The sequence below is a fragment of the Pontibacter pamirensis genome (assembly GCF_010015475.1).
In the GTDB taxonomy this organism is placed as follows: domain Bacteria; phylum Bacteroidota; class Bacteroidia; order Cytophagales; family Hymenobacteraceae; genus Pontibacter; species Pontibacter pamirensis.
The window spans coordinates 308,948-334,157 of the sequence record NZ_SSNI01000002.1 but is presented as its reverse complement, the minus strand read 5'-3'; the positions used below and the strand labels follow the sequence as shown (position 1 = coordinate 334,157).

23 protein-coding genes are annotated in these 25,210 nt (G+C 48.8%); 10 read left to right on the top strand and 13 right to left on the bottom strand.

Features of this window, described 5'->3' with window-relative positions:
* The first annotated feature begins 168 nt into the window (after positions 1-168).
* On the top strand, positions 169-510 hold the full coding sequence (locus E1919_RS04335) for an MGMT family protein (RefSeq protein WP_162052099.1): 342 nt from the start codon (positions 169-171) through the stop codon (positions 508-510).
* Between the two features lie 91 nt (positions 511-601).
* Here E1919_RS04335 and E1919_RS04330 read toward each other — a convergent pair whose 3' ends face one another.
* From E1919_RS04330 to E1919_RS04300, 7 genes are all read right to left on the bottom strand, one after another.
* Complete coding sequence (locus E1919_RS04330; RefSeq protein WP_162052098.1) at positions 602-1,186, bottom strand: DUF1579 family protein; 585 nt, start codon at positions 1,184-1,186, stop codon at positions 602-604.
* A gap of 409 nt (positions 1,187-1,595) precedes the next feature.
* Entirely contained in the window at positions 1,596-2,168 is a 573-nt protein-coding gene (locus E1919_RS04325) for a DUF1579 family protein (protein ID WP_162052097.1), read from the bottom strand.
* Between the two features lie 368 nt (positions 2,169-2,536).
* On the bottom strand, positions 2,537-3,148 hold the full coding sequence (locus tag E1919_RS04320; RefSeq protein WP_162052096.1) for a hypothetical protein: 612 nt from the start codon (positions 3,146-3,148) through the stop codon (positions 2,537-2,539).
* A 189-nt stretch (positions 3,149-3,337) separates the two neighbouring features.
* The gene (locus E1919_RS04315) at positions 3,338-4,189 is read right to left on the bottom strand and encodes a DUF4249 domain-containing protein (RefSeq protein ID WP_162052095.1); all 852 of its coding nucleotides are present in this window, start codon (positions 4,187-4,189) and stop codon (positions 3,338-3,340) included.
* Positions 4,190-4,192: 3 nt separating this feature from the next.
* Positions 4,193-6,850 carry a TonB-dependent receptor gene (locus E1919_RS04310; protein WP_162052094.1) on the bottom strand — a complete coding sequence of 886 codons (2,658 nt, stop codon included), beginning with the start codon at positions 6,848-6,850 and terminating at the stop codon, positions 4,193-4,195.
* A gap of 28 nt (positions 6,851-6,878) precedes the next feature.
* Positions 6,879-7,871, bottom strand: coding sequence for a FecR family protein (locus E1919_RS04305; protein ID WP_162052093.1), 993 nt, complete (start codon positions 7,869-7,871; stop codon positions 6,879-6,881).
* Positions 7,872-7,990: 119 nt separating this feature from the next.
* Positions 7,991-8,500 (bottom strand): RNA polymerase sigma-70 factor, encoded by a 510-nt coding sequence (locus tag E1919_RS04300; protein ID WP_162052092.1) that lies wholly within the window; start codon positions 8,498-8,500, stop codon positions 7,991-7,993.
* Between the two features lie 346 nt (positions 8,501-8,846).
* On the opposite strand from E1919_RS04300, the gene E1919_RS04295 reads away from it, so the two are divergent.
* The 3 genes from E1919_RS04295 to E1919_RS04285 all read left to right on the top strand — a co-directional run bounded on the left by E1919_RS04295 (position 8,847) and on the right by E1919_RS04285 (position 12,321).
* Complete coding sequence (locus tag E1919_RS04295) at positions 8,847-9,974, top strand: sensor histidine kinase (protein WP_162052091.1); 1,128 nt, start codon at positions 8,847-8,849, stop codon at positions 9,972-9,974.
* Positions 9,975-10,135: 161 nt separating this feature from the next.
* Positions 10,136-10,894 (top strand): LytR/AlgR family response regulator transcription factor, encoded by a 759-nt coding sequence (locus E1919_RS04290; RefSeq protein ID WP_162052090.1) that lies wholly within the window; start codon positions 10,136-10,138, stop codon positions 10,892-10,894.
* A 431-nt stretch (positions 10,895-11,325) separates the two neighbouring features.
* On the top strand, positions 11,326-12,321 hold the full coding sequence (locus E1919_RS04285) for a hypothetical protein (RefSeq protein WP_237143989.1): 996 nt from the start codon (positions 11,326-11,328) through the stop codon (positions 12,319-12,321).
* A gap of 6 nt (positions 12,322-12,327) precedes the next feature.
* Here the strand turns inward: E1919_RS04285 and E1919_RS04280 are convergent, their stop codons facing one another.
* The gene (locus E1919_RS04280) at positions 12,328-12,705 is read right to left on the bottom strand and encodes a cupin domain-containing protein (protein WP_202915837.1); all 378 of its coding nucleotides are present in this window, start codon (positions 12,703-12,705) and stop codon (positions 12,328-12,330) included.
* Positions 12,706-12,824: 119 nt separating this feature from the next.
* Between E1919_RS04280 and E1919_RS04275 the strand changes: the two genes are divergently transcribed.
* Both E1919_RS04275 and E1919_RS04270 read left to right on the top strand, forming a co-directional pair.
* A complete protein-coding gene (locus tag E1919_RS04275) occupies positions 12,825-13,178 on the top strand; it encodes a hypothetical protein (protein WP_162052088.1) in 354 nt (117 codons plus the stop codon).
* Positions 13,179-13,371: 193 nt separating this feature from the next.
* Entirely contained in the window at positions 13,372-13,908 is a 537-nt protein-coding gene (locus tag E1919_RS04270) for a ferritin (RefSeq protein WP_162052087.1), read from the top strand.
* A gap of 59 nt (positions 13,909-13,967) precedes the next feature.
* On the opposite strand, the gene E1919_RS04265 is transcribed toward E1919_RS04270, so the two are convergent.
* Both E1919_RS04265 and E1919_RS04260 read right to left on the bottom strand, forming a co-directional pair.
* Positions 13,968-14,375, bottom strand: coding sequence for a (2Fe-2S) ferredoxin domain-containing protein (locus E1919_RS04265; RefSeq protein WP_394351744.1), 408 nt, complete (start codon positions 14,373-14,375; stop codon positions 13,968-13,970).
* 55 nt (positions 14,376-14,430) lie between these two features.
* A complete protein-coding gene (locus tag E1919_RS04260) occupies positions 14,431-15,294 on the bottom strand; it encodes a zinc-dependent peptidase (protein ID WP_162052085.1) in 864 nt (287 codons plus the stop codon).
* A gap of 107 nt (positions 15,295-15,401) precedes the next feature.
* Between E1919_RS04260 and E1919_RS04255 the strand changes: the two genes are divergently transcribed.
* Both E1919_RS04255 and E1919_RS04250 read left to right on the top strand, forming a co-directional pair.
* The gene (locus tag E1919_RS04255) at positions 15,402-16,088 is read left to right on the top strand and encodes a TIGR04283 family arsenosugar biosynthesis glycosyltransferase (protein ID WP_202915836.1); all 687 of its coding nucleotides are present in this window, start codon (positions 15,402-15,404) and stop codon (positions 16,086-16,088) included.
* 222 nt (positions 16,089-16,310) lie between these two features.
* On the top strand, positions 16,311-18,392 hold the full coding sequence (locus tag E1919_RS04250; protein ID WP_202915835.1) for a M13 family metallopeptidase: 2,082 nt from the start codon (positions 16,311-16,313) through the stop codon (positions 18,390-18,392).
* A gap of 89 nt (positions 18,393-18,481) precedes the next feature.
* Here the strand turns inward: E1919_RS04250 and E1919_RS04245 are convergent, their stop codons facing one another.
* Positions 18,482-19,249 (bottom strand): peptidylprolyl isomerase, encoded by a 768-nt coding sequence (locus E1919_RS04245; protein ID WP_162052084.1) that lies wholly within the window; start codon positions 19,247-19,249, stop codon positions 18,482-18,484.
* A gap of 418 nt (positions 19,250-19,667) precedes the next feature.
* On the opposite strand from E1919_RS04245, the gene E1919_RS04240 reads away from it, so the two are divergent.
* Complete coding sequence (locus E1919_RS04240) at positions 19,668-20,888, top strand: S8 family serine peptidase (RefSeq protein ID WP_162052083.1); 1,221 nt, start codon at positions 19,668-19,670, stop codon at positions 20,886-20,888.
* Positions 20,889-20,959: 71 nt separating this feature from the next.
* On the opposite strand, the gene E1919_RS04235 is transcribed toward E1919_RS04240, so the two are convergent.
* Positions 20,960-21,460 (bottom strand): GNAT family N-acetyltransferase, encoded by a 501-nt coding sequence (locus E1919_RS04235; protein ID WP_162052082.1) that lies wholly within the window; start codon positions 21,458-21,460, stop codon positions 20,960-20,962.
* Positions 21,461-21,585: 125 nt separating this feature from the next.
* Here E1919_RS04235 and E1919_RS04230 point away from each other — a divergent pair, with 125 nt between their 5' ends.
* Positions 21,586-22,587, top strand: coding sequence for a quinone oxidoreductase family protein (locus tag E1919_RS04230; RefSeq protein WP_162052081.1), 1,002 nt, complete (start codon positions 21,586-21,588; stop codon positions 22,585-22,587).
* A gap of 285 nt (positions 22,588-22,872) precedes the next feature.
* Here E1919_RS04230 and E1919_RS04225 read toward each other — a convergent pair whose 3' ends face one another.
* The gene (locus E1919_RS04225) at positions 22,873-25,086 is read right to left on the bottom strand and encodes a S9 family peptidase (protein WP_162052080.1); all 2,214 of its coding nucleotides are present in this window, start codon (positions 25,084-25,086) and stop codon (positions 22,873-22,875) included.
* Between the last annotated feature and the right edge of the window lie 124 nt (positions 25,087-25,210).

Sequence of the window (25,210 nt, the reverse complement as noted above, 5' to 3'; positions counted from 1 at the left end):
ATATTGAATAAACAGGCTGCTGCAGCTTAAGTTCCTGCTGTAGCAGCTTTAAAATTACGTCCTTTGCAGAATTATTAAAATATTGCGCACAGAATATCTGCAAACAGGCGCTTAGGTAAGACAGAAAGCCTGTTTAAAGGTTTAATCGGTGCAAAAAGATTTTTTTGTATGACAGAGAAACCAGAGAAAAGGAATTTTTTCCAGGATGTGTATGAGGTTGTAGAGCAGATACCAACCGGCCGCGTAACGTCCTATGGTGCCATCGCCAGCTACTTAGGTTCAAAAGGCTCCGCACGCATGGTGGGTTGGGCACTTATTGCCTCGCACCCGGCTACAAAAATTCCGGCCCACCGGGTGGTGAACCGTATAGGCATGCTGACGGGGAGCCAGCATTTTGATGCCCCCAACGCGATGCAGGAGCGCCTGGAGCAGGAGGGGGTAAAAGTGGAGAACAATCAGGTGGTGGATTTCCAAAAGTTGTTCTGGGACCCCGCAAATGAACTGCTGTAGTACGACCAGGATAAATACTAAGGTGCATTGCGCGTGGTCGTATGGGCCACATGCAATGCACCTGTTGCTGTTGTAAATAAAAGTGTGTTTGTCATAGTGTTGCTACACTTGGATGGGAGTAATGATCCTGAGAAATAATAATGCAATTGCCATGCTTGTCAAATGTGCGGGTAAGTCTCATAAACGTACCATCGAGCTTGAATATATACAGGCACTGCAGGTTAGGGTCAATTTTGTTGCTCCACTGTCCCTCTCCTCTCACCGGTTTAAAAGCCAGTGTATCGTATTTTTTGGACCACTTGCCTACCATCATAATAATGCTTTTGCCTCTTTTATCTAGTTGCACATACTCGTACCGATCCAGTGCATCAGAGTATCTAATAAAGCTTTCGCCTTGTATGCTGCTGCCATCAGGCTGGCTGAGATTAAACTGCTCGTGCACATAGTCACCCTGGAAGGCCTTGCTGAATTTAGTATTGCCTTTTGTTTCTATGAGATTATTTGTGCCGGCTTGTCTCACGTAATGGCTTACCTGCCAATTCCCCACAATTCTTCCTAGCAACTGGTTAGCTGCTGCTTGCTTAGGGGTGAAGATATTGTTTTTCTGAGCCTGGCTAGCAGGCGCTGCTCCTATCAGCAGGATTGCTGCCAATAAGAATGTCATTAGTTTTTTCATGGTTTTATTTTGTTAGGTTGATAATAGAATAATGTTCTGCTTGTAAATGATGTAACAGAACATTACAAGTATAATCACTTTTTAAAAGCGCATTTTGGCTTTTAGACCAACATAGCCTAGAAGTAGCCATAGCGATAGTTTGTTTGTACTAATATGGCTGAACACCAGGCTTTTCTCGACGAATATGAGGCAAAGGTGTCTTTAAAGCAGGAAGAGGGGGTGTAGGAGCAGAATATCCGGAGGGTAGGCTGGCAGGAAATGTGGAACAGGAGAGAGGTAAAACAGAATTGACTAGGGGAGATTTTCCAAGTACTTTCTTTGGTAGAGCTGCTATTAATAAAGAAAAACGGGGCACAGTGCCGGTATATATACCACGCACTGTGCCCCGTTTCTTAATGAAGAATGTAACTTACAATTTGGCTACACCCGGTAAAGAAAAGTGATATTGTGAAGTAGCTGTGAGGTTGCCGTTTTTATCGATTGTGCGGTTTATTTTCATAAAAGTACCATCGTGCTTGAATATGTACAGGCAGTGCATGGACGGGTCAATTTTGCTGCTCCATTGTTCCTCTCCTTTCACAGGTGTAAAGGCCAATGTGTTGTACTTAGGTAACCACTTGCCTAACATCAGCACAATGCTTTTACCATTCTTGTCGAGTTGAACAAGTTCAAACTGGTTTTGCTCTTCGGAATATCTTATGAAGCCATCACCTTGAATTACGCTGCCATCGGGCTGTAGCAGCTCAAGCTGCTCATGCACATAATTATCTTTAGAGTCCCTGCTAAAGCTTGCAGTGCCTTTTGTCTCTACAAGTTTTCCTCTTTCAGAATCGTACTGGTTAACCTGCCAGCTTCCTACAATTCGCTGAAGTAATTTATCTGCCTCTTTAGAGGTGAGGGCTCTGTTTCCCTGAGCCTGTGTAACAGGCGCTGCTCCTATCAACAGCACTGCCGCCAATAAGAATGTCATTAGTTTTTTCATGGTTTTATTTTTTTATAGTATTGGGTTTGCTTTTGTTCTTTGGCTTATGTGCTTGAGGAACAGAACAAAGATACTACGGGCAGCAGAGAGGTTGCAGGGGAACTAGACGAAGCGCAACAAAAGATAGCTTTATAGTGATATTGTATATATAAATATGATAGCTATAAAAAGCTTTATCGACGAACATGAAGCCTACCCTGCTGTACAGGGTAGGAATGGTTGAAGCGCGAAAAATTCTGTTTTCTTCCTTTGGATATCAAGGCAAAGGTTTTGAAGAATCTAGAGTGTGATGTATAGAGTAGGCGTTACACTTGATAGTTACCACTTTTAACTTGTGAGTTTGCGCCTGTACGAATTTAGTGCTACGGTTACAGCCTTTTGTTTGGGAGGACATAAGCAAACTGAACGCCCGCTGCAGGATAAACCTGACTCTGATTAAAATCGAAGTCATGGGCAATTCCTAAGCCTATGTGCGTATTGAAAATAAATTTTTGCCCCATAGGCCTTTGTATGCCCCAGTGCACTTCGTTCAGTAATGCTCTGTTCAGAATGTCACCCCCATATTCGTAATATGCAGGGCTTCCAAATACTCTTCTGGTAGTGTACTTTGTCTGGAAAGCAACGTAGTTGCCCGCATTGTTCAGCACAGACTTAGATTTGGAAAGCCTTTTACTGCGGTTATAGGTGTACTTAAACTCCGACCTGAAGTATGCAACAGGATCGTTGATGATAAGGGTGCTTTTGAATTCGTTGCCCCAAACGTAATACCCTCCGCCTAAGCCTGCACTCAAGTTTGCAGACCATTTCTTGCTAAATGGCAGTTCATATGCCAGCCCAATTCCATGAAGCCCTAACTCAACCTTAGCCAAACGCGCCAACCCGGCAGATTCAATTTCTTCGGATAAAATAGGCTCATTTGTTTGCGCAATGGCATGAAAGCTAAAAATAAAGCAGGCAAGCAAGAGTAAGTTCGTTTTCATGTGTGGCTTTTTAGGAGTTGATTTTGGCTTTGATGCAGGTTATAGATTATAATTGATAGTTTGCTTTTTTGTAGCTGATTGTACCTTGAAGATGCCAGACCATAGCCTTTCTCATACATCTATACACCAGGGTATGAATATAGTATTATTTGTTATAATGTCTTCTGCTTTCTGTAGCAAAGTGAAACATTACGGCTTCACTGCCAGCGTAACAGCATTGTAGCCGGCAAAGAGGCCAAAGCCATTCTGGATATTGTTAGTGACCTGCGTCGGAAAATTCCCGAAATCATCTCTGCCCGCCTGCCTGTCCAGCGTCCGGACGTACTCGTAATATTCTTTCGTGATATGCACCACCTGCACGTATGTGGTCTTCTCCGGGTTGTTCTCCAGGTTCAGCGTCAGGGGCAACTGTCGGCCGTTAAAAAGCCGGTCGCTGAAAAAGTGGCGATTCTCCATCCTAAACTCCCTTTCAATTGGTGCGGTAAAGCGAAAGCTTACGTACCTGTTGTAAGGCTGATTATTCAAAAAGCTTGTGTCTGGTGTGTATGCTTCTATATAGTAAAAGCTCTCCTGCTCTGCCACATCATCCAGCTTAAAAGAGAGAATTGTCTGTATACCCCAGTTAGGGTCATAGAGTGCCTTTTCGGCTTCAACATGGGTTATGACAGGCGCGGCAGGTATATAACTGGTAGCACTGGCGCTCGGGAAGCCTGGCGCACTCACCTGCAGCTCATAGTGCTGCAAAGCTTGTGGTTTTGTATCTGATTTATAGATGCCGTTGCCCATATGCTGCAGGTCGAACAGGACCTGCCCTGCCTGGTGCACCTGCACTTTAGCATCGGTAAGTTGCTGAAAAGGTTCATTGGAGAAAGGGCTCCGGCTGGCGCTGACATCCACAGTAAATAAACTGTCGGGGTTGATGACGGCGTTTAAAACCAGCTGCGGCTCGTGTGCAGGCAGGTCCAGTTCCACCACTGTTTCGCAACTGCTTAGCAGCAGGCTCAGCATTAAAGAGTATATATAATTTATCTCTTTCATCATCTTTTAAAATTTAAAGCCATAGCTGAACGAAGGCAGCACCGGGAACAGGGAGACCTGGTAGAGGTCGCGAGTTGGACTGCCTGACGCATTGTAGCCCAACGGCCTGCTTAACCGCAGGAAGAAAGGATTTTTGCGGTTGTAGGCGTTGTAAATAGAGATGTTCCAGCTGCGCTCGCCCCACTTCTTTTTCTTCGTGTGCGTCAGGCTTAGGTCGAGGCGGTGGTAAGCAGGCATACGATAGTTATTGCGCTCTCCGAGATAATCTACATTTTCAATGTAGGGCCATGAGGCTCCTGCATGAAAATTCACTTCGTTATAGGATTTGTAACTGGCGGAGGGTAGTGTGGTCACAAAGCCGGTGTGGTACTGCCAACTGCCGCCAATGCTGAGTTTTTGAGTGAACTGGTGGTTAGCAACTAATGAGATGCTGTGGCGGCTGTCGTAGGTATATGGGTACTTCTGCCCGATGTTAACGCTGTCTAGCTGCCGCCACGACCAGGCGAGGGTATAACCGAGCCAGCCGGTTGTTTTGCCAGTTCGCTTGCGCAGCATCCATTCGGAACCATAGCTCCAGCCTTTGCCACTCACGAGGCGCGTCTCGTAGGGCGGCGATACAAAATTGGCAAAGTTGACTTCCGGGCCTGCACTCAGAAAGTCGTTGATAAAGTTCGCGCCTTCCCTGAACTCCGCCACGTCCTGCATCTCTTTATAGTATAGGTCGGAAGTTAGTTCCCAATGCGGGGCCAGCACCGTAGCCGCGCCCAGTGTGGCCTGCCACGAGCGCTGCGGCTTCACCTTATCAGTGGCGGGCACCCAGATATCGGTGGGAGTGCCTGTGGAGGTGTTGCTGACCAGGTGGAGGTACTGGGCCATGGTGGCGTAGGAGGCACGCACGCTTATACCCGTAGCCGAGGTATAGCCCAGGCCCAGGCGCGGCTGCAGCGAAGAGTAGAGTTTCCCGTTCACATCAAACCCCGACAAGTGCAGCCCTGCATTGGCCTGCAGGCGTTCACTCAACTGGATGCGGTCTTCGGCATAGATATAAAACTCCTGCGCCCGGATTCTGGAGAAAGAGTCAGTGGTAAGGGTGAGCGTGTCTGCCTGCAACGTAACAGACTCCGGACTGAAGCGGTGGTGGGTATAGCTGGCCCCGAACCGGATGCTGTGCCTGGGGTTCAGCAGAAAATCAAAATCAGCCTTGGCACCCCAATCTTTAATGCTGGAGCTGTAGTCGGTAGAGCGAAACAAACTTTGTTCGTTCTCCTGCTGTTTCGCCTCGCTTCGCTGGCTGAAGCCGTAGCGGGTGTGGGTAAGGGTGAGGTTGCTGAACAGCCGGGGCCCGAACACGTGGTTCCAGCGGAGGGAACTGGTGCTGTTACCCCAGCGCATGTCGAAGTTTTCCTCCTCCTCCAGGGTTGAAGTCTGATATTCCTGCTTGTCCGAGAACTTGTCCTGCCCGGCATACAGGCTCAGGTATAGCCTGTCGGTGGGGGAGAAGGTATGATTTAATTTGGCGTTGAGGTCGTAAAAATTGTAATTGCTGATGGTTTCGCCGCTCATCGCGGCCACCGCTCCCGCCAGCAGGTCAAAGTAGGTGCGCCGCGCCGCTATCAGAAACGATGTTTTCTCGTTTTTGATAGGCCCCTCTAAAAGCAGTTTCGACGATATCAGCCCCACGGCACCTTCCCCGGAAAACTCCTGAGTATTGCCTTCCTTCAATTGCACATCCACCACCGATGACAAGCGGCCACCATAAGGAGCCGGAAAACCGCCTTTAATCAGGTCCACAGTTTTGATGGCATCCGGATTAAATACAGAAAACAGGCCCAGCAAATGCGACACATTATAAACTGGCACGCCATCCAGCAGAATAAGGTTCTGGTCCGGGCTTCCGCCGCGCACAACTAAATCTGATGAGCCTTCGAGCCCTGCCTGCACTCCGGGCATCAGCTGGATAACTTTGATGGCATCGGCCTCACCCATGAGTCGCGGAAGTTGCTTTACCTCACTGCCGTGCATCGTCAGGCGGTTAGCCTGCCGCAAATCCGTTACCTTCTCTGCCACCACACTTACTTCCTGAATTTCATTTGAGAGCGGCTGCAGCTGCAAAATCAGGGTGGTGTCCTGAGATATAGATGGAATGTGCAGCTCCAGCGGCTTGTAGCCCAAATAGCGCACCTGCACCGTCGTACCACTAGGAATGCTGAGGCTGTAGAAGCCATAGGTATTGGTGGCGGTGCCCGCTGTTCCACTTGATACGGTGGCTCCAGCCAGATTCTCTCCAGAGGCCGCATCCCGCACATGCCCGCTCATGGTAAAGCGCTCTTTCTCTTTCCTGCTGATTGGTTTCCGGTTTGGTTCTAGGATAATTTGGTTCCCGATAAGGCTGTAGCGGGTGTTGGTGCCGCGAAGCACTTCGTCGAGCACCTGCCGCAGCGGCTTTTGCTCAGCTTGCACACTCACCTTATGCTGCAGCGGCACCAGGTCGTTGCTGTACGAGAAGGTAAGGCTGTAGGCGCTGGTAAGCTCCGCTAGCACCTCTTTTAGGGTTGTATTGTCTTTATGCAGGGAAACCTTTTGGTCCAGTAGCGAGGTTTGAGCCCATACTGTAAAGGTAAAAGCCAGCCAACCAATGCCGAAGCACAGTAACCGTTTGCTCATTTGTTGTTTGTTTTCAGGGTGATATATGTTACTGACAACCTTCGCCGCTCAGGGTATAGGTATTGTTGTTTTGCTTTCTGTATTCCAGCTGCAAGGTAACTTGCAGCACCTGCAGCACCTCCTCCAGGGCTGCACCCGCAAAGCTGCCGGTAAAGCGGCAGTTGGCCAGTGCTTCGCTCTGCAGTTGCAGCCCCACGCCATAATAGCGCTCCAGCTCCTGCACTACCTCTGCCAAAGGCTGCCCTTCAAATCGCAACCTGCCCGACTGCCACGCCCATGCATTCTGGTTTGTTATTGCGTATTGTGTTATCTCATTGCTTTGCCTGTTCAAAGCTGCCGCAAAACCGGGTGTTAAGATTGCCTCAGCGTTGGCTTCAGTGGCACGAAAAGCGACTTTACCTGTTGCCACAGTTAAAATCACCGTTTCCTCCGCCGGGTAAGCTCGGAAATTGAAGGAGGTGCCCAGCACACGGGCGTCTGCCGCCTCCGCCTGTACAAGGAACGGCCTCAGCGGATTCCGCTGCACCTCAAAAAAAGCCTCTCCCTCTAAATCTACCACGCGCTCGTCACCGTCAAAATCAGGATCATAGGCAAGCAGGCTGTTTCTGTTCAACCATACCTGGCTGCTGTCGGGCAGCATAGCTGCAAGGGTGCCGTTTCCTGACCTCACGACCTGCATGCCGTAATAAGGGAAGAAGTAAAGTTTAATCATCCAAGTCAGACCTATCAGCAGAACCACCGAAGCCGCTACACGCAGCAGCGTACGGTACATTGGGATAACTTTTGGCTCCGGCTTCTCCGGTGCTGTCTGCAAACGACCTTTTACTTTTTGCCACGCAAAGGCTGTGTCAACCTCTATCAGAGCGACAGGAGGCGTCAGGTCCCACAGCCGCTGCTGCGCCTGGAATTGCTCCGCATGCGTTGGGTCCTGTGCCAGCCACTGGCGCAGCGCTTCCTGCTCGACAGGAGAGGCCTTGCCTTGCAGCTGTTTGGCGGCAAGGTCCCAGTACTTGCTATCCATGGCAGGCGTGGTTTAAAGAATTAAGTTTGAGAATAGCCTGGAGGCTTTCGCCGAAGGCACCAGTTTTTTTTATGACGTTCTTATACATGACAAGTGAAAGCAGCCTGACCGCTACGCCATCAGGGAAAAAAATCTAAAATAATTTTGAAGAGCACCAGCAGCAGGCTCAGCAGTACTTTGCGCAGCACGGAAAGCGCTTTTTTGATGTGGTTGTCCACGGTGTTGGTGGAGATGCTGAGAAATGCAGCAATTTCCTTATGGCTCATTTCCTCGTACCGGCTGAGCAGGAACACTTTCTGGCACATGGATGGCAGCTTTTCAATGGCTTGCTGTACTTTCTGCTGTGTTTCCTGCAGCTGAACGTCCAGTTCGGTGCTGTTCAATGCAAGTGACTGCTCTTCCCGGTATTGCGCGTCTAGTTCTGTTCTGCGCTTCTGGCTGCTGACGTAGTTCAGTGCTTTGTTGATGGCGGCTCTATACAGGTAGGCTTCGGGGGTTGCAAGATGCGGCCGCTGTTCGCTGTTCCAGAAGCCCACGAAAACATCCTGTACAATGTCCTCCGCTGCATCGGCATCGCGGGTAATGCGGTGCACACGCTGGCAAAGGCGCTGATAATTGCGCCTGAACAATTCCTCATAAATCTAGAGTTCTTCCTGTTCGTCAGGCATAAGGGCGGGCGAAGTGATAAGTAAAAGTATAAAACTTTAAGTGAAAGTATAACGCTGTTCCAGCCGCCGCTGACAGGTGTCCCTGATTACCCGGAGGTGCGGCACCCACAATTATCTACACATATCACTATTTTCGTGATACCTGATACAAGTATTGTGATTCGTGCCCACAAAATGCTGTTGTAATCTTTTTGAACTTGAAGCTGTTGAGGGTGAAGAAGGAGTTGTTGAGGAGACTAAGACAGACAGTTGTCTAAAAGAAAAGGGAGCAGGTTTAAGTCAGCCTCAGAAATCGTAGATTTACAACATGGAAGCTAATTTGAGTCCGGCAGGCACGTTGGGTGCGGGCAATGCCCTGAGCCTGCCAGAGGTGCGGAACATTACCCAGAACCGGTTGCTGCTGCACTTGGTTTTCTGGACCGTGTATGTCGTTTTCTTTGGCTTGCTGTACGGTAGCTATATTGATGATTACTACAACGCCTTTATGGTGGAGTTGGTGGAGCTGCCGTTCAAAATGGGACTGGTATACTTTAATATGTACTACCTGATGCCCCGCTACCTGCTGCAGAAGCGCTACCTCGAGTTTTTTGTGTATTTGCTATTGTTGATGGGGTTGATAGGTGCCCTGATGCAGTTCGTCCTGATTCCTTTCCTGATTCACCCTCTTTTTTGCCCTACCACTTACGCAGAAGATAACCTGACATTTTACCGTTTTACCAGGAACATAGTCAACATCAATTACGTGGTGGCGATTACGGCGGTGATTGCTTTGCTCAAGAACTGGTACAGCCACCAGCAGGCAGCACAAAACCTGGCCCAGGATAAGCTGGAAGCAGAACTGAAGTTCCTCAAGGTGCAGATTCACCCGCACTTTCTTTTCAATACACTCAACAGCCTGTACTCGCTCACGCTCAAAAAGTCTGATAATGCGCCGGAGGTGGTGCTGAAGCTCTCGAGCCTGATGGATTATATGCTGTATGATGCCAATGCGGCGACGGTGCCGCTCCAGAAAGAGCTGGACTACATCCAGAACTATATTTCCCTGGAGCGCATACGCTACGGGGAGCGGGTTGATGTCAGCTTTATCCAGTCCGGAAGCGTGGCAGGCAAGCAGATTGCACCGATGATACTGCTTCCCTTTGTAGAGAATGCATTCAAACACGGCGTGAGCACCGAAACGAAAAATGCCTGGGTGCGCATTGATGTGAAGGTAACTGACGAAAAGTTGGTGCTGCTGGTAGAGAATTGTAAGTGTGGTGACCGCGCCAGCAAAAGTCCCCGCGATATGGCCTCCGGCATCGGCTTGAAGAACCTGCAGCGCCGCCTCGAGTTACTCTATGAAGGCTACTATAAACTGGAGATTGAGAATGAGGCAGACAGCTATGCGGCACGCCTCGAGCTGGATCTGGCAAACGATAAAATAAACGCCAGGTAAAGCTGGAGTAGGTCTTGACAGCCTGAACTTGCTTTCAGGTTTTAGTTTTCAAAAAATTTGTATTATTTGAAAGGTGGGAGCGTTACATCTGTATCTTTAATCCAGTTTCTCTGGTCAGGAGGACTTTCGTCAGGTAGTCCTTTGTAAAAACTAAAAGCAGTATGAAATTACGATGCATGATTGTGGATGATGAGCCGTTAGCACTGGATGTGCTGGAAACGTTTATCGAACGCCTGGATAGCCTGGAACTGGTGTGCCGCTGCCACAATGCGGTGGAAGCGTACGATTGCCTCCAAAATGAGCACATTGACCTGATGTTCCTGGATATCCAGATGCCAAAGCTCACCGGCATTGATTTCCTGAAGTCCCTCGCGCATCCCCCAAAGGTCATCTTCACCACAGCCTACCGCGACTATGCTGTCGAGGGCTTTGAGCTGAATGTGGTGGATTACCTGCTCAAGCCCATCGCCTTTGAGCGCTTTCTAAAAGCAGTCTCTAAAGTGTCTGCTGCAGAGCAACCTGTACCCGTTGCCCCAGCCGTTCCTCCTGTATCTGTGCCCGCTGTTGCTGCCAACTCTACCTCAGACTATAAAGAAGCTTTCATCTATCTGAAAGCCGATAAGAAAATGGTGAAGGTGATGCTGTCAGATATTCTTTACATCGAAAGTTTAAAAGATTATATCCGGGTGAAGACGGAGGCGAAGGAGATTATCTCTTACCAGAAAATCAGCTTTCTGGAGGAAAAGCTACCAACAGATAAGTTTCTACGCATTCACCGATCTTTTATTGTGGCGCTGGATAAAATCCAGGCTTTCTCCGCCAGCGCTGTCGACATAGGCAAATCCGAAATCCCGATTGGCAGATTCTACAAAAACGAGGTGCTGCAGATACTGAACCAGAACAACCTGCTGGAAGCCTGATGGCTTCATTTCGTAATAAAATTTGAACAGGCGTATCACTAGAGTCCCAGCGGGACGACCTGTTGATAGAAAAAGAGTCACACTATTCTTTAGCTCCAGCGGAGCGGTCTGGTGAGGATATATTAATAGGCCGCTCCGCTGGAGTTAACGGTAGTTTCTCGCTATTAGGCTATTAACAGGTCGTCCCGCTGGGACTAAAAACCGAATAAGCCGGAATTCTGTTTACATCCATCACGAATTATGAATTAGAAGTAAAAAATCAGAAATCGTGGAAGATGCATCCAGGTGGCTTTTCAAAGCTGCTTAAGCTGACAGATTACTAATTAAGTTGGCCCAGGCACACACATTCATAATTCATAACTTATAATTCCTAATTCTCCCAAAAAGTGTACATCTCCAGGAAGAAGTTTTTCTACCCCATCTCTAAACGCTTGCGGAAGTACCTGCACCACTACGACCGCGAGACTAGGCTGCCTTTGCGGTATGAGGATTTGCTTCATTACGCCGATGCTTATCCGTACTTCGATAAAAAAGGAAAGGACACACTTTGGGAATCGGCGGTGTACGACCAGCATCAGCAGCAGGAACTGAAAAATGGTCTTGCCATGATCTATGCGTTACTGAAGACGGATGGGGATATGTCGGTGATGGAGCATGTGTACGTGTCGCGGATCGATTACTGCACCTTTGGCAACTCCAACCCTTTCCGGGTGCAGGTCATGAACCACCTGAACGACAATTACGACTACTTTTATGTAAAGCGCGCCGATGCGTCGCGGGTGTATGGCCTGGAATTGGAGCACATTCTCTCGCCAAGCCGTATCAATTACCTGGCAGATGGCGACACGCTAATAGAGGAGCACATCGCCGGTATACCCGGAGATGTGTTCATCAAAGAGTACCTGGACAGGCCAGCATCTAATAAAGTGCGGATTGCCAAGGAGTTTGTGAAGTTTAACGAGCGCTGCTTTATGCGGCTGCTCGGCGATATGCGCTCGTACAACTACGTGATTGACGTAACCCCCGACTTTGAGGACGAGCAGTACCGGGTGCGGCCCATTGACTTTGACCAGCAGTCTTACGAAGGCCGGAAAAGGATGTACCTGCCACAGTTCTTCAAAGATAATAACAGCATGGTGGCGCTGGTGCAAAAGCTGTTAAAGCCGGAAGCTATCATACAATACCAGAATGAGGAACGCACGCTCATGTTCCGCCGCCTGCGGGCTGCCCGATACCGCCTAAAAGACCTCATCGACTGCATGCGGCAGGATACAGTGTCTACCCCGGAGAAAATTGAGGAGTTGCGAACCGAACTGGCGGAGCATCATCAATTAAAGGAATTTCTGAGTTGCCGGAACATGGGCGATTTAGTGCGCCTCCACCTGAAAACCGTTATTACCAAAACACCCGGAACGGGCAGGGGCTGAGCCGTTCTAGAGTCGTTCCAAGTTAGTTCTGGTGTGCGCGCTGTTCTCCAAGTTGCCAGTGTTTATAGTGGAGGCGGGCTCAAACATCAGTACCTCAGCCTCTACGTTTGCTACCGGGCAATGCTCCACGCCACGCGGCACAATCAGAAACTCCCCCGGCTGCAGCGTCACCACTTTGTCGCGGAGGTGCATCTCAAACCTGCCCTTGATAACCATAAAGAATTCATCTTCGTGCTCGTGGTGGTGCCACTCAAACGGACCCAGAAACTTAGCCAGTTTTACCTGCTGGCCGTTTAACTCACCGGCAATGCGTGGGTTCCAGTGGTCGTCTATTGAGCTGAATTTCTCGGCAAGGTTAACTTTTTCTATTGCTGTCTTTTCCATTTTTAGGTGATATTAATCATTAGTTGAAAATGTGTTCTCTTTTTATTTGGACTTAGTCTAAATAGACTTTAGCTTTGTAATGTTCGTTAGAAGCTACAACAGCTAAGTTAGAATAGAAGATGCAAACAGCCACTCCATTAGCCGAAATAATCTCTTCAAAAGCAGGAGCCGTTTACCAGTGCGACCGCCGCAACCGTGTATTGGTTAATTTTGCCGGTCAGTTAACAGTGCTGAAAGTGGAGGCCTTCCTGCGACTGAAGCGGGCGGTGGATAGCATCGATTTAGAGGAAATGGCAGCCAGCACAGCCCGCTCTTCTGACTTTGAGCTTATATCGGTGTGCGGCTGCGACCGCTGTTATGTGCTTACCTTGCCGGAGCTGTATGTTTTTAAAGAACTTTTGGGCCAGGCAAAGTTTGCTATGTCGCTGAACAGCATGCTGCACGAGTGCCTTCATACTGAGTTAGCCTCATAGCCAGGCCGTTAGTTCCTTTGCATTTTCATCGAGCACAGCCCCCACGCTGTGCTTTTTTAATTTAGACTGTTTCCATATTTCGGCCTGTTATATACGATCTAGAGACAAAACTCGTAAATTAGATATGTAAAAGGGATGCCAACATAGCGCAGCTCCGCATTTTTAGACGAACCAATTAACACCCTATACCTAAATGAAGGATTTATTAAGACTAAGAACATCTCTCACCGAGGAGATTGAACAAATACTGAACGAACAGATAAAGATGGAGGCAGAAGCCTCGGCAATGTACCTGGCTATGTCGAGCTGGTGCGACCGGAATGGCTTTGACTTTAGCGCGGGCTATTTCAAAAAGCAGTCGGATGAGGAGCGGGAGCACATGCTGCGCCTGTTCAAGTACGTATCTGACATGGGCGGCCGCGCCGTTTCTCCAAGTGTGACAAACATTCCACTTGAGTTTGATTCTTTCAAAGGCGTTTTCGAGCAGGCACTGCAGCAGGAAATTGCTGTTACCCAATCGTTTAACCGCATTGCAGACCGATGCCAGAAACAAAAGGATTACGTGACCTTCTCCTTTATACAGTGGTTCCTGAACGAGCAGATTGAAGAAGAATATGTGGCCAGACGTGCGCTGGAGCTATTTGAACTGATAGGTGAGGATGGTACCGGCCGTTATGAGATTGACAAGCGCGTGCCAAAAATCACGTATGAAAATACTTATGAAGGATAAGTATAGAATATCATAGACACAAAAAAGCCTTTGGAGCACATCCAAAGGCTTTTTTGTGTTCAATGCCTTTCGTTTGGGGTAGCTCGTAGCACATGCTCCTGAAAAGCTTCCTGTGCCTTTGCCTCATTCATTTGCGGCATCCAGGCATTGTCTGGCTGCATACAGACAACAGGGGCATAGTCGCAGCGGTCGGTGCATTCAGTTTTTACTATCTCCACCTGACCCTTCAGGCCCATGTCTTTAATCATACCTCTAAAAAACTTGCCTAGATCTTTGCCGCCTTTCTTTTTGCACTTGCTGCCGGTGCACACATAAATTACTTTATCGGGGGTGTTAAAATGTTTACTCATGTAAGGGTTTACGGTTTTATAAATAGCTAACGCCGATTCTCGGAGAAATAGTTTAGTTATCTCTGGTTGAATATGAACAAAGATAATAAGGCTGAAGAGTTTAACAGAGAGCAGCAAGTATATAGAGTAAAATCCTAATACATCTAAGGCTGCAGGTAGTGTTTAATATAAATTACAACTGGTACACCTCCCGCGCGGGGTCCTGCTGTAGCAATGCAGCCAATGCCCGGTATAGGTCTGGATGGTGACTGCTGAAATCATGCGGGCGCTCAAAGAACGACTCTGCACTTACGGCAAAAAACTCGTGTGCATTGTGGCAGGCCTGCAGGCGAAGAAAGCCCTCTGGCTGTTGCTGCCTCAACTGCATTTCCTGTGTTGCCAGGTTATTCCATTTCGCGAGGTGTTCCTGGTCCAGGAAGCTGTGTTCATTGTTTTGAATGATATTTTCAAGGTGAAGCGCGTGTGCCATTTCGTGCAAACCCAGGTTAAAGCCGTCGGTGTTGTTGCGGTAGCCAGCTTCAAAATCCTTCCAGGAGAGCACAATGTAGCCGCGTGCATTCACTTCGCCGCAGTGGTAGCGTTTGGAAATGGTAGAGTAGTAGCGGTCGGGGTAAAGGAGTATTTTGCTGAAATGAGAGAGGTAGACAGGCTCCAGCCCGAACGTAAGTTGTACGGCAGCGGCAGCAACCTGCACTTTCATGGCTAAGGTCACTTCAAAGCTGGCTCCGCGAGGGATGAACGTCTTCCTGAGTAGGAAATTCGCCACGCGCTTCTCGAACCGGCGCTGAAGGTGCTGTGGTAAGGAAGCATAATAAGCCGATTGCTGGCTGCGTAACTCTTTTACAAAGGGGCGGAGGCGCAGTTGTTTTATACCATACTGCCCCAGTTGCATAAGGGCATACACCAGTACCACCATCAGGACAGCCTCTACAGGCGTTAACTCCGCCTGCGCCATAGTATGCGGGCGAGCTCCAAAAAGCACGCAAAGCGGCGGGTGCAACGGGCTTAAAGCAGAAGAAAGAGAGTGGATATTCAAGCAGGACCAGTTTAAACTACCTAAATATATATCTTTTTAGACCATAGACGTATCCTTAGCCATCCATTATCTTTTATCTACAAGAAAAAATTAGCAAGAGAACACGCTTGAAGCTGAGCATCATCATACCGACCTATAACGAGGAAGCTGCTATAGGGCCGTTGCTGCAGTATTTAAAGCAGCATATCAGTCCCGATACTGAGATTATAGTGGCCGATGGAGGAAGCCAGGATGCAACCTGTGCCACCGTGAAGCAGGAAGGGGTACAAGTGCTGCATTGCAAGCAGAAGGGGCGGGGCCCGCAGATGAATGCAGGGGCAGCTGCCAGTACAGGCGCTATACTTTACTTTCTGCATGCCGATACATTTCCTCCAGCAGCTTTCGAGGCACATATAAAAAAGGCGGTGCAGCAAGGGGTGGGTAGTGGCTGCTATCGGCTGCGCTTTGATTTCCCGCACTGGTTTCTGCGGCTCAATGCCTGGTTCACGAGATTTGATGTGGATGCTATCCGTTTCGGTGATCAGAGCCTTTTTGTGCGGCGGGATATCTTCTCCAAAGCAGGAGGCTTTAACGAACAACTGCTATTATTAGAGGACCAGGAGGTAATCGGCAGGCTGAGGAAGATAGCACCTTTTGCCGTGCTGCCCCGGCAGGTGGTTACCTCTGCCAGAAAGTATAAAGAGGTAGGCGTTTACCGGCTGCAGGGAGGGTATTTTCTGGTGTATAGCCTCTACCGCATGGGCGTTTCACAGGAGCGGCTGGTGCAGGTGTATAAATGGCTGATTAGGCGGTAACAGTGACTGGTGCTGCAGCTGCAGTCCTCTTTTGGTGAGATGGACACTTTGCAGGACAAAGAGAGACAGTAGCCATCAACTGCTTTTCTTGCTGCCTATGGCTGCTGTACTGTGCAATTTCACCTTATCTCTTTGTAACAGTATCCGTAAACATCAGGTGTAGTATTCATCTTAAATATCAGGATAGAATGAGCATCCTGAAATCTGGGACCAAAAAACAGTATGATGAAAAAAACATTTATATACCCTATTTCGGCAGTGCTTACAGGGCTGCTTCTGGGAGGATGCAGTCCTTCTGCCACTACGGAGAGCACTGTAACGGCAACAGAAACAGCTGAAATGAACATGGGCCGTGGCCTGGATCTGGCCAACATGGACACAACGGTAGACCCCTGCACTGACTTTTACCAGTATGCCAACGGAGGCTGGGTAAAAAATAATCCAATTCCGGCTTCGGAAAGCCGCTGGGGATCTTTTAATGAGCTGACAGAGCGAAACAACGCTGTGTTGCGTGAACTGCTAGCCGAAGCAGCCTCTAACACCGTTGCTCCAAAAGGTTCTGCCACGCAACTGGTCGGGGATTTCTATGCAGCCGGTTTGGACTCCGTAGCGGCAAACGAGGCAGGTATTACACCCATCCAACCCGAGCTTGACAGGATTGCGGCTGCTAACTCTACAGCTGAATTAATTAATTCAGTAGCCGAACTGAAGACAAAAGGCATAAGCGGTTTCTTCAGCATGTATGTGTCGCAGGACGATAAGGTAAGCACTAAGTATGCGCTGCAGGCAGGGCAGGGAGGCCTGGGCTTACCTGACCGGGATTATTACCTGAAGGATGATGATCGCTCTAACACAATCCGAACTGAATATGTGAACCACCTGCAGAACATGTTCCAGTTGATGGGAAACGCAGCGGGGGTAGCACAGCAGAAGGCGCAGACAGTAATGAACATTGAAACAAAGCTGGCACAGGCATCAAGAGCCCGTGTGGACTTGCGGGACCCATACGCCAACTATAATAAGATGACGGTGCAGGAGTTCACCAACCAGAACCCGAACCTAAAAGTAAGCCAGCTGCTGGAAGGTATGGGAGCGCAGGCGGCAGAGGAAATTATTATCGGGCAGCCAGACTTTTTCAAAGAGCTGAACACTATGCTGAAGAGTGTGCCGCTGGAAGATTGGAAGACATATGCGCAATGGCATGTAGCCCGAACGATGGCGCCTTACCTGAGCCATGATTTTGTGCAGGAGAATTTCAACTTCTATGGCAAAGTGCTGAGTGGTGCAAAAGAAATGCAGCCTCGCTGGAAGCGTGTCTTGCGTGCCACAGACAGCGCACTGGGAGAGGCACTGGGCCAGTTGTATGTGCAGGAAACGTTTTCGCCGGAGGCCAAGCAAAAGGCCATTAAGATGGTGGATAACCTGCAGGAAGCTTTCAGAGAGCACGTGCGCGACCTGGACTGGATGAGCGAAGAGACCAAAGCGCGCGCCCTGCAGAAGTTAGGTGCCTTCGCCGTGAAAATAGGATACCCTGACGATTGGGAAGATTACCAGGGGCTGGACATTAGCCGCGACTCTTACGCCGCAGATGTGATGCGTGCCAGCCAGTATGCTTTCCGCGATAACATTGGCAAAATTGGGCAGCCGATTAACCGGGAAGAGTGGTTTATGTCGCCGCCAACGGTTAACGCATATTATAACCCAAGCATGAATGAGATTGTGTTTCCAGCCGGCATTCTGCAGCCACCTTTCTTTGATCCGCAAGCTGACGATGCTGTAAACTACGGAGGAATGGGAGCCGTGATCGGACATGAGCTGACGCACGGATTCGATGATCAGGGTGCCAAGTATGATTTTGAAGGTAACCTGAAAGACTGGTGGTCAGAAGTGGATTTAGAGCAGTTCAGTGCCCGGGCCACCGCCGTAGCCGACCAATATGACCAGTACACGGTGCTCGACAACCTGCATGTAAATGGCAAACTAACCTTAGGCGAGAATATCGCAGATATCGGTGGATTAAATATAGCTTATACGGCTCTGCAGAAGTCACTGGAGCAGAACAACCCAGGCAAGATTGCCGGCTTTACGCCAGAGCAGCGGTTTTTTCTCGCCTGGGCTCAAATCTGGCGTGTGAACATGCGGGATGAGGCACAGAACCAGCAGATTCTGACAGACCCACACTCACCGGGCCGTTTTCGCACAAACGGGCCTGTTTCCAACATGCCGCAGTTCTACGAGGCTTTTGGCTGCGACCAGGGAGACCAGATGGTGCGAAACGAAGAGAACCGCATCAAAATCTGGTAAACCGTAAGAGCTTGTATTAATAATGATACACTTAAAAAGGCGCTGCAGTATTACCTGCAGCGCCTTTGCTTTTTCTATGAAGCTGCACTCTACTCGTTTACAATTTTAACCGTGTGTTTCACGACTTGCCTTGGCCAACTGGAACCATCTACAGGCTCCTGCTCTATTTTTTCGACTACATCCATACCTTCCACCACTTCACCAAAAACAGTGTATTCTGTGTCAAGGCCAGGTTCTCCGCCTTGCTCTAGATAAGTTTGTATCTGTTCAGGCGTATACTCCATCTCATGCTGTGCCTCAAATGCTCTCAGTTCTTCCTCCGTCACAGACTGGCCGGTCACAATATAAAAGTTATGAGAAGAGGATTCCTTATCCGGGTTGCGTTCGTCGCCGTAGCGGGCCATTGCCAGTGCACCTCGCTTGTGGAAGTAGTTTGGGTTAAGCTCCTGCGGAATTTTGTAAGCGCCCTGGCTCATCTCACGCTCATCTGAATCACCGCCCTGTATGGCAAAGTCTTTCACGACCCTGTAGAACTCTCCCTGGTCGTAGAAGCCGGCTTTTGTAAGGCGAACAAAGTTGGCGCGGTGCAGCGGCGTGTCTTTATACAGTCGCACTTTAATGTCTCCGTGGCGCGTGCTGATAACTGCAAGGCTGTCCTCGTGCTGTTCTTCATAAGCTGACAGCACCTCCACTGCATTTTCGGTGGTAAGTGGTTCCAATTGCCCGGAATCATCAGCTACCTCATTGGTTTCTCCTGTAGTGCTATCAGAGGTCTGATTACAGGAAACAACTGCCAGAAGGAAGGAAGCCAGCAGTAGCGTTCTCAGGTTTGAGATAGAGAAATAATGTAGTTTCATGTCTTTAGCTGTTTTGCGTTTCCATTAAATATACGAATCTGAAAGAGATACTCCAATCAAAAAGTTAACTCAGAATTAATTTTATTAAATTTTGGATTAATTTTATAAATCACTTTTTTGCATATCCACAGTCAGATGCATTTGCGTATAGCCCTGACTACCATTTCAAAATTGCTAGGGAATGCTGCTTTGACAATACAAGCAGCCAAATTGTCAACTAGCCTGAATGTATAGCAAGTGTAAGTTTAACTGTAACATAACAGTAGGTGCAGTTGTGCCTTTCAAAAAGGGCCTTCTTAAAATGTTGATAAATAAAAATATTTAATATATTGCTTTGTTAGATTTTAAATAATAGTTTAGGATTACGTTACTTAGAATATTTTAATTATTTACTTGTCACTTAACCCCTTTAACGTTTATGAAGAATACTTTACACTTTCGTGGTTTGATGCGCTCGCTTATGTTTGGTGCTGCAGTTACTACAGCTGCATGCACCTTTACAGCATGTGATAACGAAGCAGGAGATACCATTGAGCCGCAGGCTGTTGTACAGGCAGATAGCCAGAATGGTGCTATTATTGAGGGCCAGTACATTGTTGTACTTAAAAAGGATGAGAACCTGCGTATCAGCTCAAGCGCCACATATGCGCAACGAACAGAGATGGTACGCGAAATCGGCCAGAACATCATGGCCGAAAACGGCATTAAAAATTATCAGATACAGCAGGCTTATGGCCAGGCCGTAACAGGTATAGCCGTAAAAATGTCAGCCGATGAAGTTGCCGTATTGCGCAGAGACTCCCGGGTGGATTATGTAGAGCCAGACCGTATTGTAATGCTTGCCAAACCAGGAACCGGTGGAGGTGGCTCTACAGGCCAGGAAGTGCCTTACGGTATCAGCCGCGTGGGCTATGCCGATGGCACAGGAAAAACTGCTTGGGTAATTGACACCGGTATTGACTTAGACCACCCGGACCTGAACGTAGACGTAGCCCGCAGTGTAACTATGTTTACAAGCGGAAGAGATGCCAGCTCAGCTGACGACGGAAACGGGCATGGCTCGCATGTGGCAGGTACGATTGCAGCGAAAAACAATTCCACAGGTGTATTAGGTGTAGCTTACGATGCCACTGTGGTAGCTGTAAAAGTGTTGGATTCGAGGGGTAGCGGTTCTTACTCTGGTGTAATTGCCGGTGTGGATTATGTAGCCAGCGCAGGTAAGGCTGGTGACGTGGCCAACATGAGTTTAGGTGGTCCTGTATCACAGGCATTGGATGATGCTGTGGTAGCTGCAGCAAGTAAAGGTATCTTCTTCGCTTTGGCGGCAGGTAATGATGGTGCTGATGCCAACAATTCTTCTCCAGCCCGTGCAAACCATGCCAACGTGTATACTGTGTCTGCTATGGGCACCGGCGATAAGTGGGCTTCTTTCTCCAACTATGGCAACCCGCCTGTAGACTATTGCGCACCGGGTGTTAGCATCAAGTCTACCTGGAAAGATGGTGCATATAACACGATTAGCGGTACGTCTATGGCGTCTCCGCACGTGGCAGGTTTGCTATTGTTAGGCGCTGTAAATACCGACGGTAACGTAATAGGCGACCCAGACGGAAATGCAGATCCAATTGCACACAGATAATTGAAAGTTTAAAGTGAGTATATAAAAGAGGGCGGCCGTTTGGCTGCCCTTTTCTTTTGAAGCAGGTTAGCTCAGAGTTCTTTGCGCATCACATAATCGTTCATCCAATAGGGCCCGATGGGTATATCTTCCTGCTGGTGCACCTGGTAACCGCAGCGCTCGTAGAATTGCTTTGCCTTATTGTAGCGGTTCACGTTCAAGTCTAAAACACTGGCGCCGTGTCGTTTCACTTCCTCTTCTGCGGCTATGAGAAGGGCTTTACCGTATCCTTTACCTTGCTCGCCCGGCAACAGGTAAATTTTATTCAGTTTATAGATACCTGCTGTCTTATCCTTCACCGAATAAGAAGCAAAACCTACGGGTTTGTCTTGCTCAAATAGCAGCAGGAAAGTTTGCCCTTCCTCCATTTGCTTCGCCAGAGTCTCTTCCAGGTAAATCACCTCAAACATATAATCAACTTGCTCTTTGCTCAGGATGCTGCTGTAGGTAGGTGCCCAGGTGGCTTCAGCGAGTTGCTGTATGGTCTTTATGTCTGCCTCGGTGGCCTGTCTTATACTATAGCTCCTGTTCATAAAGTATATGTTATCCTGGCGAAAGTTAAGAGCTATGATGTGAAATGCAAACCCTCTCCCCACAAGCTTGGTATAGCTGTTACAGATACTTTACTTTTGTATTCGCTTGAACTTAAAAGATATCAATGAAAGCAGTTATTTTAAAAGAAATAGGAAAACCACTTGAAATAGTAGATAGAGAAAAACCACGACCCGGAGAGGGAGAGGTGCTGGTTCAGGTAAAAGCCGCTGCCCTCAACCACCGCGATGTCTGGATTCAGCACGGGCAGTATGCCAATATTCAGCTTCCTGTCTTACCAGGCTCTGATGGAGCCGGCGTGGTGACTGAAGTAGGATCTGGCGTTAAAGAAAGTTGGATAGGAAAGGAAGTTATAATAGATCCTTCCACAGGCTGGGGAATTAACCCGCGGGCACAGGGCCGTGACTTCAAAATCCTGGGTATGCCGCAGGAAGGTACTTTTGCCGAATATGTAAAAGTGCCTGCTGCTAATTTATATAAAAAGCCGGAGCACCTGAGCTTCGAAGAGGCGGCTGCCATTCCCTTAGGAGGCGTTACGGCCTATCGCGCGCTGTTCACACGGTGTGATCTACTAAAAGGCGAGCGCGTGCTGGTGACAGGTGCCGGTGGCGGTGTAGCCATTTTCGCTGTGCAGTTTGCAGTGGCGGCAGGAGCCGAAGTTTGGGTCACCTCCAGTTCCGAAGAGAAAATAGCACGAGCCAAAGAGTTTGGCGCCAGAGGCGGCGTGAATTATAAGTCGCAAGACTGGGGAAAACAGCTGAAAGAACAGGCTGGTGGTGGTTTCGACGTGATGATAGATTCTGCAGGAGGAGAAGGCTTTGCGCAACTTATCCGGCTGTCTAACCCAGGGGCCCGCATTGGCAACTACGGTCGCACGGCAGGCACTATAAAAGAACTGAACCCGGCTGAGATTTTCTGGAAGCAAATTTCCATCAACGGCACCACCATGGGCACGGCTAAGGATTTTGCTGCTATGGTCGCATTCATAAAGGAGAGAAAGATAAAGCCTGTAGTAGACAAAGTCTTTCCCTTAGAAGAAGCAGAGCAGGCTTTTCGGCGCATGGACGAAGGCAAGCAGTTCGGTAAGATTGTGCTGAAGGTTAATTGACAGTTGATTGTCAGTTGTTGATTGTTTATCCTTATGATGTAGAAATTGCTGCGTTACGTGCTGTTACTGGCGCGGGTATTTGACCCGTAACATTGGGTGGAAAAGAGTCTCCGGACTCGCTTTGCAGTTGATGTAATATCTTAATGTATGAAATCTCTGCTCCGAGATATAGGCAAGTTGTAAACCAGAAAGCAATAATAAGAAGAGGCAGGCTGTTAAGCCCGCCTCTTCTTATACTAAGAATTGTTTTAAAAGCAATAACAACTAACAATCATCAATTAACGATTACTGGTTCTGCTCCAGAAAATTTAGCAGGAAAGCATACTGCAGGGCTGTTTCCTTGTAGCGCTCAAAACGGCCGGAGGCTCCGCCGTGGCCGGCAACCATATTTGTGTGCAGTAGCAGCATATTATCATCCGTTTTCATGTCGCGGAGTTTGGCTACCCACTTAGCTGGCTCCCAGTACTGCACCTGCGAGTCGTGTAGGCCGGTTGTCACGAGCATGTTCGGGTAATCCTTGGCTTCCACGTTGTCGTAAGGCGAGTAAGACAGCATGTAATCGTAATACTGCTTCTCGGCTGGATTGCCCCACTCGTCAAATTCGCCTGTTGTGAGCGGAATGCTGGTGTCAAGCATGGTGGTGATTACATCCACAAACGGCACGGCCGCGAGTATACCCTTAAACAGTTCCGGGCGCATGTTCACCACGGCACCCATGAGCAAACCTCCGGCGCTTCCGCCTTGCGCAAACAGCTTGTCGGGGTTCGTATACTTCTGGTCGACCAGGAACTCGGCGGCATCTATAAAGTCAGTGAAGGTGTTTTTCTTCTTTAACAGCTTGCCGTTCTCATACCACTGGCGGCCCATTTCCTGGCCTCCGCGAATGTGGGCAATGGCAAATACAAAGCCCCGGTCCAGCAGGCTGAGGCGCACGGAACTGAACGTCGGGTTGGTGCTGTAGCCGTAGGAACCATAGGCATAGAGCAGCGTCGGGTTGTTGCCATTCAACTGCAGCCCTTTTCGATACACCAGCGACACCGGAATCTTTGTACCGTCGTCGGCAGTTGCGTAGACGCGCTTTGCCTCATAATTCTTTGGATTAAAGTCGCCTACCACTTCCTGGCGCTTCAGCAGTTCCCGCTCCTTTGTCACCATGTTATAATCGTAGGTGGAGCTTGGGGTAGTGAGGGAACTGTAGTCGTAGCGCAATTCTTTGCTGTCGAAGTCAGGGTTGGTGCCGATGTAGGCGGTGTAAGCTTCTTCTCCGAAATCAATGTAATAATCTGCCTTCGGGTCGTTCCACTTCTTCACGCGTATCTGAGAGAGGCCATTCTTCCGTTCCTGCAGCGTCAGGTAATCCTTGAAAATCTCGATACCCTCTAGCAGTACGTCTTCACGATGTGGCACCACTTCTTTCCAGTTGGCTTTGCCGGGCTGGCGCACCGGGGTCTGCATCAGCTTAAAGTTGGTGGCGCCGTCCTTGTTTGTCACGATGTAAAACTTATCGCCGAAGTGGTCTACGCTGTACTCCAGCCCCCGCTCACGCGGCTGTATTACCTTGAATTCACCGTTTGGTTTATTGGCATCCAGGAAGCGGTACTCGTTTGATAAGGTGCTGCCACTTCCGATAATAATGTAATCATCAGACTTGGTTTTGTAAACGAAGGTGCTGAATGTCTCATCGGCTTCGTGGTATACTTCCTTGTCCTGAGCGGTAGGTGTGCCCAAGGTGTGCTTAAATATCTTGAACGAACGCAGTGCCGAGTCCTTCATGGTATAGAACACCGTTTTGTTGTCGTTCCCCCATACAGCGCCGCCGGTAGTGTTCGGAATGGCGTCCGGTAAAAACTCACCTGTATTCAGGTCTTTAAAGCGGATGGTATACTTGCGGCGGCTGACGGTGTCTTCGCCAAACGCCAGCAGCTGATTGTTCGGGCTCACGTTAATGCCGGCGGCGGAGTAGTAACTTTGGCCTTCTGCACGCTCGTTCGCGTTCACCATCACTTCCTCAGGTGCTTCCAGGGTACCTTTCTTTCGGGCGTAAATCGGGTATTCTTTGCCTTCTTCGTAGCGGGTATAGTACCAGTAGCCATCATCTTTAAACGGCACAGACTCATCGTCCTGCTTTATTCGGTCTACTATCTCTTTAAACAGTTTTTCCTGGAGTGCCTCCGTGTGCGCCAGCCGCTGCTCCGTGTATTCGTTCTCGGCGTTCAGGTACGCAATTACTTCCGGATCTTCGCGCTGGTTCAGCCAATAATAGTTGTCGATGCGCGTATCGCCGTGCATGGTAAGCTCTTTCGGTGCTTTTTTGGCCACGGGAGGTTCAGGCGCCTGTGTGGAAGTTTGTGCGGAGGGAGTGGGCGTAGCGGCCTGTTCTATTGTGGCGGTGCTGCTGCTACCGGTGGAGGTATTGCTGGAGGAGCAGCCGGTTCCGATTGCCAAACATGCTGTAAGTAAGGTGGCTGATGCAGCCACTCTCGGATTAAAGGTTTTCATAGTTCTTTTTTAAATGGCTGATGTGCCTGCTGCAACAGCGAAAAGGCTGGTACAGCACAGCTAAATTCCGGAAAAATCAGGAGGAAACATAATAGGTGTGATGTATGTATGCAGCTTAATTTTT

Coding starts and splice junctions, on each gene's coding strand:
- E1919_RS04335 (WP_162052099.1), top strand. CDS start 169: ATGACAGAGAAACCAGAGAAAAGGAATTTTTTCCAGGATGTGTATGAG.
- E1919_RS04330 (WP_162052098.1), bottom strand. CDS start 1,186: ATGAAAAAACTAATGACATTCTTATTGGCAGCAATCCTGCTGATAGGA.
- E1919_RS04325 (WP_162052097.1), bottom strand. CDS start 2,168: ATGAAAAAACTAATGACATTCTTATTGGCGGCAGTGCTGTTGATAGGA.
- E1919_RS04320 (WP_162052096.1), bottom strand. CDS start 3,148: ATGAAAACGAACTTACTCTTGCTTGCCTGCTTTATTTTTAGCTTTCAT.
- E1919_RS04315 (WP_162052095.1), bottom strand. CDS start 4,189: ATGATGAAAGAGATAAATTATATATACTCTTTAATGCTGAGCCTGCTG.
- E1919_RS04310 (WP_162052094.1), bottom strand. CDS start 6,850: ATGAGCAAACGGTTACTGTGCTTCGGCATTGGTTGGCTGGCTTTTACC.
- E1919_RS04305 (WP_162052093.1), bottom strand. CDS start 7,871: ATGGATAGCAAGTACTGGGACCTTGCCGCCAAACAGCTGCAAGGCAAG.
- E1919_RS04295 (WP_162052091.1), top strand. CDS start 8,847: ATGGAAGCTAATTTGAGTCCGGCAGGCACGTTGGGTGCGGGCAATGCC.
- E1919_RS04290 (WP_162052090.1), top strand. CDS start 10,136: ATGAAATTACGATGCATGATTGTGGATGATGAGCCGTTAGCACTGGAT.
- E1919_RS04280 (WP_202915837.1), bottom strand. CDS start 12,705: ATGGAAAAGACAGCAATAGAAAAAGTTAACCTTGCCGAGAAATTCAGC.
- E1919_RS04275 (WP_162052088.1), top strand. CDS start 12,825: ATGCAAACAGCCACTCCATTAGCCGAAATAATCTCTTCAAAAGCAGGA.
- E1919_RS04270 (WP_162052087.1), top strand. CDS start 13,372: ATGAAGGATTTATTAAGACTAAGAACATCTCTCACCGAGGAGATTGAA.
- E1919_RS04250 (WP_202915835.1), top strand. CDS start 16,311: ATGATGAAAAAAACATTTATATACCCTATTTCGGCAGTGCTTACAGGG.
- E1919_RS04245 (WP_162052084.1), bottom strand. CDS start 19,249: ATGAAACTACATTATTTCTCTATCTCAAACCTGAGAACGCTACTGCTG.
- E1919_RS04240 (WP_162052083.1), top strand. CDS start 19,668: ATGAAGAATACTTTACACTTTCGTGGTTTGATGCGCTCGCTTATGTTT.
- E1919_RS04235 (WP_162052082.1), bottom strand. CDS start 21,460: ATGAACAGGAGCTATAGTATAAGACAGGCCACCGAGGCAGACATAAAG.
- E1919_RS04230 (WP_162052081.1), top strand. CDS start 21,586: ATGAAAGCAGTTATTTTAAAAGAAATAGGAAAACCACTTGAAATAGTA.
- E1919_RS04225 (WP_162052080.1), bottom strand. CDS start 25,086: ATGAAAACCTTTAATCCGAGAGTGGCTGCATCAGCCACCTTACTTACA.